The sequence below is a fragment of the Sphingobacterium kitahiroshimense genome (assembly GCF_025961315.1).
Taxonomy (GTDB): domain Bacteria; phylum Bacteroidota; class Bacteroidia; order Sphingobacteriales; family Sphingobacteriaceae; genus Sphingobacterium; species Sphingobacterium anhuiense.
The window spans coordinates 5,106,792-5,121,219 of the sequence record NZ_JAOQNK010000001.1; the positions used below are offsets into that span (position 1 = coordinate 5,106,792).

A 14,428-nucleotide genomic window follows, 5' to 3' on the forward strand; every position below is an offset into this window, starting at 1 on the left:
TTAAACCAGTAATTATTTATATATGCAAAACCTAAAGTTTGCTCTGAGCGGTATTATGCTTTTTGCACTTGTCCATAATGGAAATGCGCAAGTGAATAAATCCAATTTTATAAAAACCCAATCAGGTGTCAAGATCAGTTTCAAGGGATCTGAAAGTGCCATTGATCAAGATGTTTATCTGGATGTGATCACGGATAAAATCATCCGCGTCACTGCACTTCCTTATGGAGATCCATTTCCATCACAAGCAAGTTTGGTGGTCGTCGATTCTTTGCAGCGTCAGCTCAAATCCTTTCATGTACAACCAACAGATTCGACGATCGACTTAACAACATCGGATCTTATCGCTAAGGTTTCTTTGGTGAGCGGGAAAGTCGAATTTTTTGATATATCAGGTAAGAGAATTTTTAGTGAATCAAAAAGAAATGCCGATGCATTCATTCCCGATAGCTATAATGGAGATCCTTTTTATCGATTAAATCAAGATTTTATTGTAGACACCGCTGAGGGTATATTTGGACTTGGTCAGCATCAAAATGCGATTATGAATTACAATCGCGGTAAACAGGTGACTTTGTTGCAATATAATACCGAAATTGGAATTCCTTTTTTAGTTTCGACAAACAATTATGGGCTTTTATGGCACAACTATTCCATCACCAAAGCTGGAGATACACGTGCTTTTCTGCCCCTCAATGCATTTAAATTAACTTCTAAAGAGGGCGAGCAAGGGTGGTTGACAGCAACCTATGTGAATAAGCATAAAGATGACGAAGTTTTCCTGTCACGTCCCGAATCAATTATCGAATATAGTTACCTGACTGATCAGCATAAGTTTCCCAAAGATGTCAAACTCGTAGACAGTAAAGTTATCTATGAAGGCCGTATATCTTCTCCCTATTCAGGAAAACATGTGCTCCATTTTAAATACTCGGGTTACATGAAAGTGTGGATTGATGGACAATTGGTCGCTGATCGGTGGAGACAATCCTGGAATGCAGGAACATTTGAAATTGAACAGCAATTTAAACGAGAAGAGGATCATGATATTCGTATAGAATGGTTGCCAGATGGGGGAGAATCTTATTTTACTTTAAATTGGCAAAGCCCTATTCCAGAGCAGCGTAAAAATGTGTTTTCTTTTAACTCTGAAGCCGGTGATGCGATTGATTATTACTTTGTACATGGTCAATCGATGGATGAAGTCGTTTCTGGATATCGCCACGTGTCAGGAAAAGCACCGATTATGCCTTTATGGAGTTTTGGTTACTGGCAAAGTCGCGAACGGTATAAAACGCAAGCGGAGATTGAAAGTGTCGCAACAGAATTTCGAAACCGAAAAATTCCCATTGACAATATCGTACAAGATTGGTCATACTGGTCAGAGCCCGACTGGGGAAGCCAGCAGTTTGATAAGACGCGATTCCCTGATCCAGCAGGGATGATCAAAAAATTACATGATCAAAATTATAAGTTGATGATTTCGGCATGGCCCAAGATCAATGAACAATCTACCGTCTACAAACAGTTCAGCGACAATAAATGGATTTACACCAGAAATATTTATGATGGACGGAAAGACTGGATCGGAAAAGGATATACATCGACTTTTTATGATCCCTTCAATAAAGGAGCACGCGATGGATTTTGGCAATTATTAGACAAAAATCTTTTTCAAATTGGCGTCGATGCCTGGTGGATGGATGCCAGTGAACCTGATATACATTCAAACATCGATCTGAACGAACGCAAATCTGTCTTTCAGCCAAATATCGGATCATCAGTCCGCTATTACAATGCATTTCCACTTCAAAATGCGAAAGGAATCTATGAGGGACAGCGCGAAACAGATCCCAATAAACGTGTATTTATTTTAACACGTTCCTATTTTGCGGGCCAGCAGCGCTATGCGGCTGCAGCTTGGAGTGGCGATATAGCTTCAAGATGGCATGATATGAAGGATCAGATTGCTGCTGGAATCAACTTTTCAATGTCTGGTACGCCTTACTGGACGATGGATGCCGGTGGCTTTTTAGTAGAGAATAGATTTCATAAGCCCAATCCTGCAGATCAGGAAGAATGGCGCGAAATGAATTCCAGATGGTATCAGTATGGCACTTTCCTGCCTATATTCCGCGCTCATGGTCAATTTCCATTTCGCGAACCTTTTAATATAGCGCCAGAAGATCATCCAGCATATAAAAGCATGGTGTATTACATCAATCTGCGCTATAAACTTCTGGCTTACAATTACAGTATAGCCGCAAAGACATTTTTTGAAGACTACTCGATGATTCGTGGATTGGCAATGGACTTTCCCGAAGATCAGAAGGGGTTTAATATTAATGACCAGTACCTGTGGGGACCATCCTTATTGATCAGTCCAGTTACAGAAATGGGAGCCACTTCGAGAGTCATTCATTTACCCGAAGGCAGAGATTGGTACAATTTCTACACGGGCAAAATGAGTCAGGGAGGACAAGATATCACAGCAGAAGCTGCTTATGAGCGTATGCCGGTATTTGTAAAAGCAGGATCAATATTGCCAGTAGGCAGAACCATTCAGTTTACAACTGAGCAAAAACAAGATCTGATCAACCTGTATGTTTACGATGGAGCCGATGGTGAATTTACGCTATATGAAGATGAAGGAATCAATTATAATTACGAGAAAGGACAATATAGCCGTATCGATATGACCTATGACAACAGCACAAAAACACTCTTATTAGCAGACCGTGCTGGTTCGTTTGCTGGTATGCTAAAGGATCGAAAATTCAATATCATTTTTGTTGATCCTGCTCACGGCGCCGGTATTGATATACAGGCCAAAAAATCAAAGATGATTTCTTATTCCGGAAAAACACTACAGGTTAAATTAAAATAAATACAACCGATTTTAAATTTTAAATTATATGATAAGTAAGCAATTGTTTAAAAAGGGAATTGCCGTCGTCGTCATGACGGGCATGACCTCAGTTGTCTGTGCACAATCCTTTTCGGGATCAGTAGTTTCTGCTGATTCCAACTTGCCAATCGGGGGCGCAAGTATTAAAGTGAAAAATCAGGCAACTTCAACAAGTAGTAATGAATCTGGGAAATTTTCCATACCTGCGGCAAAAGGAACGATCTTGATCATTTCCTATGTCGGTTATAAAACAGAAGAAATTGCTGCCTCAGGTACAGATCTGGTCATTCGTTTACAACCATTGGTATCCGATCTGGATGAGGTGGTCGTCATTGGCTATGGTGTACAGAAAAAGAAATTAAATACAGGAGCAAATCTTAAAGTTGAAGGCGAAGATCTGCAAAAACGTAATCAGCTCAATCCGCTACAGGCACTTCAAGGACAGGCACCGGGTGTATCCATCACATCGACCTCAGGGCAACCGGGAGCAGACATGAAAGTTGTCGTTCGCGGTTTAGGTACAATAGGCAACTCCGGGCCATTATATGTGATCGATGGTGTGCCGGGAGGAGATATTTCGGTGTTAAATGCGGCAGATATTCAGTCGATCGATGTATTAAAAGATGCGGCATCTGCAGCCATTTACGGGTCTCAGGCTGCAAATGGGGTTGTTTTAGTGACTACAAAAATGGGGGCTGCCGGTAAAAGTATCTTGTCATTTGATGGCTTTACCGGAATTCAGAATGTAGCCCGCAAAGCAAAACTATTGAATGCCGACCAATATAAAGTCATCATGAATGAACAGTCGCTTAATTCTGGGGCCTCCGTTATCAATTTTGATGGTATGGAAGGTTTAGCCAATACCAGTTGGCTGGACCACATGTTTAAAGACAATGCCCGAATGGATAACTATAATATTGGATTAACCGGTGGATCGGAAAAGTCAACCTACGCAATGTCCTTAAATTATGTTGCACAAGAAGGGATTGTTGGGGGCAAGGATGTTTCCAACTACGAACGCTATGGCTTCCGCAGTAATTCGGAACATAAATTATTGAATAACTTTCTAAAAATAGGACAGCATCTCAATTTCAACTACATAAAAAATAGAGGTGTAAGTGTTGGCGATCAGTACAGCAATACGCTACGTGGCGCATTTAGCACATCGCCATTGTCTCCCGTCTATTCGGACAATGGTCTTTTTGGAAGTCCATTTAACGATACCTCCAATTCGCCTTGGTACAACGGAGACGGTAATCCCTATGGTAGCATGATGACCAATTCCAAGAATAGCAATGATGGTCAGAAACTGCTGGCCGATGTCTTTGCTGAAATTGAACCAATCAAGGGTTTGAAAGTCAGGTCGCTGTTGGGATTTAATTATTATGCATCCGAATACAGAAGCTTTACGCCCATGTACCGCTTTTCAATTTATACCTACAACGAAGATCATACGACAACTTCTCAGAACATGAGCAAAGGTCATACGCTGACCTGGACCAATACAGCATCCTATGATTTTAGTATCAATAGCGATCACCGGTTTTCAGCTATGGTGGGTATGGAATCATTGCGTTATCAAGGAACATATCTATCTGCTTCCAATTGGAATCTATTATCGCAGTTCAATGATTTTTCGCATGCTTACTTGGATAATACCACAGGTCAGGCGCACTTAGATGAGAAAGGTAATGTTGTAGAAACCCGCACAGTAGCTGGTAAACCGGAGAATATTACGCGCAGGGTATCTTATTTTGGACGTATGGGTTATAATTACAAAGAGAAGTATCTTTTAAATGCAACCCTAAGAGCCGATGCCTCATCCAAATTCTCCAAAGACAACCGTTGGGGTTATTTTCCTTCGGTATCCGCCGGATGGGTGATCTCTTCTGAAGATTTTTTTCAAGACAACTTAAGTGCGATAAACTTTTTTAAACTTCGAGCATCATGGGGTCAGGTAGGTAACCAAGATATCGATGATTTTCAATATGCTTCGCCGATAAGTACTTCAACAGGTATCACTTCTGGCAACCCCGGAGCGCACTATGTATTTGGAACAAGCAATAACAATATCGCTGGAGCTTATCCAAGCCGGTTATCTAATCCATACCTGACATGGGAAACTTCCGAGCAGACCAATATTGGTATAGACGCCAAATTTAGCAATAATCGTTTGGACATTGTTACCGATTTCTATATAAAAACTACCAAAGACTGGTTGGTTACGGCGCCCGTACTGGCCACAACAGGTACAAGACCACCTTTTATCAATGGTGGAGACGTCAAGAATACAGGGGTTGAGCTTGCGGTCAATTGGTCTGACCGCGTCAATGAACTGAAATATAACTTTGGTGTCAATGGTGCTTATAACAAAAATAAAGTTGGTCAGATTCCGACTGAAGACGGTATTATTCATGGTCGAACAGCTATGCTTTATGACAACTCGGAAGAGTTTTATCGTGCTGAAAACGGTCAGCCGATTGGATATTTTTGGGGATATAAAACCGATGGTTTATTTCAGAACCAAGCCGAAATTGATGCATGGAGAGATGCTGGAAAGGGTGTTCTACAGGCAGACGTACGACCTGGTGATGTCAGGTATGTAGACCAAAATGGCGATGGTGTTATAAACGCCACCGATAAAGTAAATCTCGGTGTAGGTATGCCAAGTTTTACCTATGGATTTAATCTAGGCTTAGATTATAAAGGAGTCGATTTTTCAATACAGGCCTATGGATCCGTAGGAAACAAGATCGTACAGTCCTATCGCAACCACGCGAACAAACAAGGAAACTACACCACACGGATCTTGGACAGATGGACTGGTGAAGGCACTTCCAATACCATACCAAGGGTTACCGAAACAAATGTCAACTGGCAATTCTCCGATCTCTACCTGCAAGATGGCGATTTTCTGCGCATCAGTAACATTACATTGGGTTATGATCTATCCAAAGTTCTCCGCTGGAAATTCACCAATCAGATCCGCTTCTACGTACAGGGACAAAATCTATTCACGTTCACCAAATACGACGGTATGGACCCCGAAATCGGTTACGGCACGGATGGTTGGGTTTCAGGTATAGACTTAGGTTATTATCCACGACCTAAAAGTGTCTTGTTCGGTCTAAACGTTAAATTTTAAACACTAAAAATCATGAATAAATCTCATTTCATATACAGTTCTTTTTTAATGTCGGCCTTACTGTTCAACTCTTGTTCATCCAGTTTTCTCGATGTCGAGCCGATGACAAGTGTTTTAGAAAGTAATTTCTATAAAACAGTAGCCGATGCAGATATGGCCTTAGTGGGTTGTTACGATGGTTATCAGCGTACTGTGTCCAATGGTAGCCAGTCCTTTTATTTAACAGCTGAGGTTGCCGCAGACCAGTGTTTTGGCGGTACAGGTACGACAGATGGGCGTGCATTTCAGGCGATCGATCGGTTTGATATTTCAGAATCCTCTTCAGATAACAATATTTTTGATGGTACCTGGTCAGATTATTATGCCGGTATTTTTAGAACGAATACCCTTTTGGGTAAATTGGACGGGACAGACTTTGCTAATCAAACCGCTGCTAGAGCAAGGATTGAGGGGGAAACAAAATTTTTACGCGCCTTGATGTACTTTGATCTGGTGCGTTTATTTGAAAAAGTCCCTTTGCTAACGAGTGCTACTAATGAAAATATACCCCAAGCAGATCCTAAGGATGTATACAAACTGATCGTCGAAGATCTTAAGTTTGCGGCAAGTCATATTCCTGCAGATGCCTATCCAAAATCGGCAGCAGGAATCAATGATGGTCGGGCAACGCCTTTAGCGGCAAAAGCATTATTAGCACGTGTCTATTTATTTTATACCGGATACTATGGTACTGAAGATATAGGTGTCACTAAAGCCGAAGCACTCGCCGGATTAGAAGATGTGATCAGCAGTGGGCAGTTTGCTTTAGTACAAAACTTCAGCGCGCTATGGCCGGCAGCGAGTTACGTTCCCAACAAAACCAACAACTCGTTAGATATATCCAAGTATATCGGAAAAGGGAATTCAGAAGTGGTGTTTGCGCAAAAGTTCAATAATACCTCCAACTATAATGGTTATGTTGATGGCAATCGCTGGATCGTTTTCTTAGGGCTCAGAGGTAAAAGCTGGTCTCCTTATGGCCAAGGATGGGGTGCCTGTACCGTTAGTAAAAACTTCTTTAATAAATTTAGTAATAATGATACGCGAAAAGAAGCCTCTATCATTGACATCGATGGAGAGGGCATTACTAATTTTGATCTGAGAGATCAACGTGAATATACCGGATATACCGTAAAGAAATATGCGCCAACCGCTTTACCGGACGGAACGACCAATACGGGAGGAGAGAAAGATATGCAGCTTTCTCAAGATCAGGATTATTTTGTGATCCGTTATGCCGATGTATTACTGATGGCTGCAGAGCTGGGTTCGGGCAATGCTCAAAAATATTTTGATGATGTGCGAAAAAGAGCTTATAAAAGCAACTTCACAGCTGCCGCTGTATCCAAGGCTGCAATTTTAAGAGAAAGAGAATTTGAGTTTGCCTTCGAGGGAATTCGTTATTGGGACGTTTTAAGACAGGGATTAAATAATGCTGCGGGCATACTGGAAACTTCCGAAGATGTGCTCAGTGGTTCTGTTCCTGAAAAAGTCACCGTTAAAAAAGAGAACTTCTTAAAGACAAGAGGTTTTATGCAGATTCCTAATAAACAGATTACCCTATCCAATGGCGTGCTAAAACAAAATGACGGATGGAATTAGTAAAGCCGATCGTTAAATTTTGCTTTGATAAAAATTGTACAAAGATGAAAAATATAGTAAAGTATAGCATCTATTTCTTCATTGGAATAGTTCTGTTTGGAGCCTGTACTCCTGAAAAATATGAATTAGGGGATATCGATATTGCACCGGCCCAGATCGTAGAGGGCGTATCGTATAAAATTGAACATGATGCTTCGAATCCCAATATTATTTACTTGACCAGTTTGGTTGATGCAAAATATACACCCTTGTGGGAGCATCCTCAGGGACGTAGCCAAGATAAAAAGGTTACCCTGAATATTCCATTCCCTGGAGAATACAAAGTGAAGTTCGGCGTTGAAACCCGCGGTGGTATTGTATATGGAGAACCTGCCACTTTTAAGGTAGATGATATGTATGCCGAGTTTATCAGTGACGAAACCTGGACACTGTTGGCAGGTGGGGCAGGAGAAGAGAAAACCTGGTATCTGGATCTGGATCAAAATGGACTGTCAAGAGTTTTCAAAGGGCCGTTATATTTTTATGGAACAGGTGACTGGTGGGGCAATGTCAATCAGCAGGGAAAGCCTCTCAATAGCGATTCTTGGCTTTGGGATCCCACCTGGAAAGAAAATACCTGGCTTATGCCAGCAGGTGATTATGGAGAAATGACTTTTAATTTAAAAGGAGGTGCAAATATCATTGTCAACCACAATATGCTAGGTAGAAAGCAAAAAGGATCCTTTATGATTGATACGGACAAGAAGACGATCCGAATGGTTGATGCAACACCCTTACATGGTAAACCTCAAGATGGTATCGTGGTCGATTGGGGCGATGTTCGCATTATGTCGTTGAATGAAAATACCATGCAACTGGCCGTTTTACGAGATCCTGTTCTTTCACAAGAAGGTGCCGCCATGTTGACGTATAATTTTATTAGTAAAGCTTATCGGGAAAGTTTGAACGCAACAGAATAAAAAAAAGAATGTATTTCCTCATATTTATCGTACGAATTTGGGAAAGAAAGAGTTTAAGTGTAGCACGTAAAAATATTTTCATCAAATGAAACGAATTGTATTAAGTATGTGTACCATATTTATGGTATTTGTCACGCAATTAGCATTAGCGCAGATGGGGTTTAAGAACCCCGTTATAAAAGGTTTTAATCCGGATCCTAGCATATGTCGGGTTGGAGATGATTTTTATTTAGTAACATCATCATTCGAGTATTTCCCTGGGTTGCCCATTTATCATAGTAAAGATCTTGTGAACTGGCGACAGATTGGTCATTGTCTCACACGTGAGTCGCAGCTTAAATTACAAGATGTAGGATCTTCTAGAGGGTTATTTGCTCCATCTATCCGTTATCACGATGGACTTTATTATGTGATATGTACCAACGTATCCGATAAAGGGAATTTTTATTGTACTGCAGAAAATCCAGCAGGACCATGGAGCGATCCTGTCTGGGTAGACATCAAGAGTATTGATCCAGATATCTTTTGGGATGAAGATGGAAAAAGTTATTTCGTTACACAGGGAGAAGAGGGTATAGGTGTGACCGAAATAGAACTGCTTACAGGAAAATTACTTTCTAACGAGAAGTTAGTTTGGGCAGGCACAGGTGGGCGTTTTCCTGAAGCACCACATATTTACAAAAAAGACGATTATTATTATTTGTTACTTGGAGAAGGAGGGACTGAATATGCACATAGCGCGAGTATTGGACGAAGTCGATCAATATGGGGTCCCTACGAATCTTGTCCACTAAACCCTATTTTGAGCCATTCGAACAGGAGAGGGCAAGCAAATCCAATTCAGGGGGTAGGACATGCCGACTTCATCCAAGCAGCAGATGGATCTTGGTGGACCGTATTTTTGGGATTCAGAGTTACGCATCCTTACAGTTATTACCATATTTTAGGTAGAGAAACATTTTTAGCTCCAGTGAGTTGGCCAAAAAATGGTTGGCCCCAGGTCAATGGAAACGGAACTATTCAGCTGGATATGAATGTTCCAACTTTACCCAAGAAACCTTTCGCAGTAGCAACTGTTAGAGATGATTTTGATAGTGAAACATTAAATTTACAATGGCAATATCTGCGCAATCCAGATTCTTCAAAGTATGCGTTTAATACCCGTATGGGTTCTTTATGTATGTGGAGTAGTCTGGGTACACTCAATGAAACTAAACCACTCTCTTTTATTGGGCGTCGACAAACAGAACATGATTTTGAAGCAAGTACAGCACTCGAATTTTTCTCTGATACAGAATTCGAAGAAGCTGGAATGACATTATTGCAAACAAGTTCTCATCATTACGATTTTTTTATTAGACGCAAAGGTAATGGCTATTGCATACAGTTGAGAGCGATAGTCGGGTCTCTTAAATATATTGTTGCGGAAAGGGAAATTTCGACCAATCAAGTTGTGTTGAAGATCAAAGGAACAGCACAAGAATATCAATTTGGTCAGATAGATCCCAAAAGCGGAAGATTTGAGTCAATAGGCAAATTAGACACACGATACTTAAGTACTGAAGTTGCTGGAGGATTTACAGGTGTGATGATCGGGCTGTATTCAACTTCCAATGGATATCGGACAAAAGCTAAGGTTTTCTATGACTGGTTTGATTATTTCACCAGCTAATTTTTGAGATAATTAATGCCGTATCAATTTATTTTAAAGATATCAGGAAAGATCATATTTTTTCTGATATCTTTAAAATCTTTCTACTTTTAGTAGTAATATGGCGAGCAGAAGGGCAATCAAAAAAGAATTGAATTCTAAAGGTGGTTTTTTCAAAATAGATTATGACCAAACAATAAGATTAAAGAATTTTTTCTTAATAGCAATATTAGCAAATGGGATCGAATCTTTATCGATCCCTAAAGTAACTAGATACTCTCTAAAATCGATTTTGAGAGTGATATTCTGGGATCATAGGCCTAGTTCAGTTTTACAATTATTCGATAATTTCGAATGATAGAAACCCTATTTCTAATCCCTTAGATCTAACTAGTTTTTGAATATGATCCTCGCGACGTCCGTCTGATTTTAAAGACATTGTAAATATTTTATCTTCAAGCTCGATAGTAGACAATTCAATATTTTTAAGATGTAGCTGAAGATAGTCCATAATTTCTATTCGTCTCAAAATCATATTTTTGCAAATAGAAAAAACTAATATGTATCCAATCATAGAAATGAAATTTTTGTTTTATTTTTAAATAGATAGGCCTGTAACTTATAGATTTATTTGCTTTTTTTTAAATTCTTATAATTATGAATAAATCTATTTTTCTCATGTATTTCTATTTGATCAATTTCTGCTTTTAATTGTATGATTCGTTTCGATTGTTTGTATTTTTCTTTATGATAAATTTGTAAAAGGCTACTACTTTCAATATATTCACTTCTATAACGGTGAAATTGAATAAGAGCTTCATCTATATTTTTGGATGGAATTGTTTTTTCATAAATATAATTAAAACACTTAGCAATTTGATCCAGCATTACTAATTCTAAAAGCCCATGTAATCCACCAAAATGACTCAGTAATCGACTTCTAGATATATTTGTCGCATTTATAATATGATCAGTAGTTATGTTATCAAAACCGTATTGCTCTATTGCTGGAGCTATTTCGTTTAAACTTTGATGTACAAATTCTGAAATTTTCATAGATTCTTTTCTTGTTATTTTTTAATAAACTGGTTTACTCTAGCTGCTTTACCTGTTAGGTTCGAGTTTATAGTTGAATTGAAAGTAAAGGTATGTTAGATGCTGAAGCCATTTTCCTGGTTAAACTTCTATGAATAATAGAATTCCAAAAACCATATTTATAAGGGATCATTATTAAAATATCTGCATCGGATGATTTAATTTCCTTTTCAATAGCATTTATTACCGATTCTGCATGAACATCTATGAACGTTGCCTCCGTATCTGAAAGGAATTCTAAAATGTTATTAATTTTAGTGGGCTCTGTTGGTCTATTTGAATATTTATTTACATGAAAGATATCAACAGTGGCACCAAAATTATGAGCAAATTCTCGAACATTTTCAAGAACTTTTTTGTGAACACCACGATCAATATCACAAGCAAAAAGTACTTTAGTTATTCCTTTATAACTTACATTTGAAGGTATGCTTAGTATCGGACACTTTACTTTATTAATTATCATAGTTGTAGTGTTCCCGAGTAAATCTTGACCAAGACTTTTTTCTGCCATACCAAGTATAATTAGCTTCGCATCAAACAATTTTATGCAACTTGTTAAAGCTGTTATAAAATCACCTGTAGCAAAATATGGAATAGCAGGTATTTCATGATTTTTAGATATCGAATCTACCATATCTTGTAATATTTCCTTACGTATAAATGTAAGTCTATCTAATTTATCTGCAGGAAGTCGTGCATTCAGCACATGAATTGAAGGCGAAAAGAAATTGAAGAGTACAATCTGATAATTTTTTCCTTTAAGAGCTTTTATAGCAAAATTCAAAGCATTATCCGCATCTTTAGAAAAATTAGTTGCTACTATAATAGTTTGCATAATATAACGAGGATTATTTTATAATTGGAATGATGGGTGTTTGATTAGTTTATTCGATGTGATATTCACATCGAATAAACTAATTATAAAGTTGTGTTAAAAAATATTAAAATGGAATTGCATAACCAAATGAAGCCATTATCCCACGATTTTTAATAGTAGAAATTTTTCCTAAATCATTAAGACCTAAATTATAACGAGCATCAACAATGATTTTTCCTGGTCCAGCAGGTAGAGCTACACCGGCTCCCATCTGAACACCAAAATCTATTTTATTAAGTTTCTCACCATAATTTTGAATTAATTTAGAGTCTTTATCCAATAATAATCCAATTGAAGGACCGGCATTTACGTATACAGGACCAAAACTGTATTTCGCAAGAATAGGTAATTCCAAATAATTAAGATCTAAGTCCTTTTTAATATTATCTTTTTTTATGGTCGTTCCTTTTCCAATATAATTTATCTCTGGTTGAATCGAGAAATTTTTAATTCCTGTAAAAATATTTACGCCCAATCCACCTTGAAATCTAACTTTCATTTTTTCACCAGATATGCTATTAATACTTTGTTTTGAAACATTAATACCAACTTTTGGAATAATTTCAACTTGTTGTGCTTTTCCATATAAACTAAGACCGATAAGAGCACTTGCTAAGATTAATTTTTTCATGTTCATTTTATTTAAATAACTTTTTAAGATTGATACAAAATTATATGTAAAGCATATTTGTATTAAGAGAAAACTAGCTGAAGTGACAATTTTTGATGTTGAAATTTAACCGTATCAATGTTGAAGTGCAAAAAAGTGATTTTTAGTATTGATCAGAGTATTCTAACTACCTGTAAATGATTTTTTATATATAAAAACATGATTTTAATTAATTTTTGATCTGCTGTTAAAATTTGCTGTGCCAATTCAGATCTCGACGGTTTCATTTCAGATGCTATTTTACCCAGTTCAGTAAGTTATATCTTTTTTAAAAAATAAAATCTCTTGTTCTTTGCAGGTGAAATTTAAAATCATAAAAAAATGGTAAAGCAAGAATTCAAAGCAAAAAACAATTTCAATCTATACGTAGCCGTATTTGCTTTCGGTATTATGTTTAGTTCATGTGGCGGACAACAAGAAGACGGATCATACGAACAGCAACCTGTAAATGCTGATTTTATCGAACTAAAAGAGTCTCCGACTAGCATTGTAGAATCTTATCCGGGTACCATTGAAGGTACAGTCAATGTAGATATTAGAGCTCAAGTTACTGGTTACCTTGAGACGACATATGTAAAAGAAGGCCAATACGTTCAAAAAGGCCAGTCACTGTTTAAGATAAAGAGCGATGTTTTCAATGAACAGGTAAACAATAGTAAAGCATCTTTACAATCTGCACTAGCTGCACAAGCAAATGCACAAATTGAACTTGAAAAAATAAGACCGCTAGTTCAGGGGAAGGTTGTATCAGACTTACAGTTAAAGACTGCACAAGCGCAATATGATGCAACAACTGCTCAGGTAGCACAAGCTAAATCAGCAATAAGCTCTTCACAGCTAAACGCTGCTTTTGCGATTATTAAGGCACCAGTAAGTGGTTATATCGGCCGCATTCCGAGTAGGGTCGGAAACTTGGTAACCCCTAGCGATGCTAATCCATTAACAACATTATCGGAAATTGATCAAGTATTTGTTTACTTCAATCTCAATGAAGCAAAATTTATTGAATTTATGAATGATCGAAAAACAGATGATGGAATGAATACGGTGGAAATTATTATGGCTGATGGTAATCGATACGCTAACAAAGGGACTGTCGAAATTGCTAGTGGAAATATTGACCGTAATACAGGTACTATCGCATTAAAGGCTGTGTTTCCAAACCCAGATAGGATTTTACGTTCAGGTGGCGCAGCCCGTATTATTTTAACTAAAAGTCTTAGAAGTGCCATTAAACTTCCTATGGCAGGAGTAAAAGATATTCAAGATAAATTTTTCGTTTATGTGCTTGCAGATAGTAATAAGGTAGCCATGAAACCGATCACGATAAACGGAAGAACGGGTGCTGATTATATTGTTAAATCAGGGGTAAAACCAGGTGATAAAATAGCTGTAAACAGTATAGATCAGCTAATAGAAGGAGTTGTGGTATTACCGAATATAGTGAGCCAAGACTCATTGAATAATTAATTTTTAGAT

10 protein-coding genes are annotated in these 14,428 nt (G+C 38.0%); 6 read left to right on the top strand and 4 right to left on the bottom strand.

The features are described 5' to 3' along the window. Nucleotides 1-22 precede the first annotated feature (22 nt). The 5 genes from M2265_RS22080 to M2265_RS22100 all read left to right on the top strand — a co-directional run bounded on the left by M2265_RS22080 (nucleotide 23) and on the right by M2265_RS22100 (nucleotide 10,325). A complete protein-coding gene (locus tag M2265_RS22080; protein ID WP_243655429.1) occupies nucleotides 23-2,887 on the top strand; it encodes a TIM-barrel domain-containing protein in 2,865 nt (954 codons plus the stop codon). Nucleotides 2,888-2,915: 28 nt separating this feature from the next. After that, nucleotides 2,916-6,053: a SusC/RagA family TonB-linked outer membrane protein gene (locus tag M2265_RS22085; RefSeq protein ID WP_132770654.1), complete on the top strand. Its 3,138-nt coding sequence runs from the start codon at nucleotides 2,916-2,918 to the stop codon at nucleotides 6,051-6,053. Between the two features lie 12 nt (nucleotides 6,054-6,065). Further along, entirely contained in the window at nucleotides 6,066-7,694 is a 1,629-nt protein-coding gene (locus M2265_RS22090) for a RagB/SusD family nutrient uptake outer membrane protein (RefSeq protein WP_132770652.1), read from the top strand. A gap of 44 nt (nucleotides 7,695-7,738) precedes the next feature. Then, nucleotides 7,739-8,653, top strand: a complete 915-nt coding sequence (locus tag M2265_RS22095) for a hypothetical protein (RefSeq protein ID WP_132770650.1) — start codon at nucleotides 7,739-7,741, stop codon at nucleotides 8,651-8,653. 85 nt (nucleotides 8,654-8,738) lie between these two features. Then, entirely contained in the window at nucleotides 8,739-10,325 is a 1,587-nt protein-coding gene (locus M2265_RS22100) for a glycoside hydrolase family 43 protein (protein WP_132770649.1), read from the top strand. Between the two features lie 316 nt (nucleotides 10,326-10,641). Here the strand turns inward: M2265_RS22100 and M2265_RS22105 are convergent, their stop codons facing one another. The 4 genes from M2265_RS22105 to M2265_RS22120 all read right to left on the bottom strand — a co-directional run bounded on the left by M2265_RS22105 (nucleotide 10,642) and on the right by M2265_RS22120 (nucleotide 12,910). Beyond that, entirely contained in the window at nucleotides 10,642-10,839 is a 198-nt protein-coding gene (locus tag M2265_RS22105) for a hypothetical protein (protein ID WP_132770647.1), read from the bottom strand. A gap of 92 nt (nucleotides 10,840-10,931) precedes the next feature. Further along, nucleotides 10,932-11,360, bottom strand: a complete 429-nt coding sequence (locus tag M2265_RS22110) for a TetR/AcrR family transcriptional regulator (protein WP_132770646.1) — start codon at nucleotides 11,358-11,360, stop codon at nucleotides 10,932-10,934. Nucleotides 11,361-11,427: 67 nt separating this feature from the next. After that, nucleotides 11,428-12,237: a universal stress protein gene (locus M2265_RS22115; protein ID WP_132770644.1), complete on the bottom strand. Its 810-nt coding sequence runs from the start codon at nucleotides 12,235-12,237 to the stop codon at nucleotides 11,428-11,430. Between the two features lie 106 nt (nucleotides 12,238-12,343). Then, a complete protein-coding gene (locus M2265_RS22120; RefSeq protein ID WP_132770642.1) occupies nucleotides 12,344-12,910 on the bottom strand; it encodes a porin family protein in 567 nt (188 codons plus the stop codon). 360 nt (nucleotides 12,911-13,270) lie between these two features. On the opposite strand from M2265_RS22120, the gene M2265_RS22125 reads away from it, so the two are divergent. Further along, complete coding sequence (locus M2265_RS22125; RefSeq protein WP_132770641.1) at nucleotides 13,271-14,419, top strand: efflux RND transporter periplasmic adaptor subunit; 1,149 nt, start codon at nucleotides 13,271-13,273, stop codon at nucleotides 14,417-14,419. Nucleotides 14,420-14,428 lie beyond the last annotated feature (9 nt).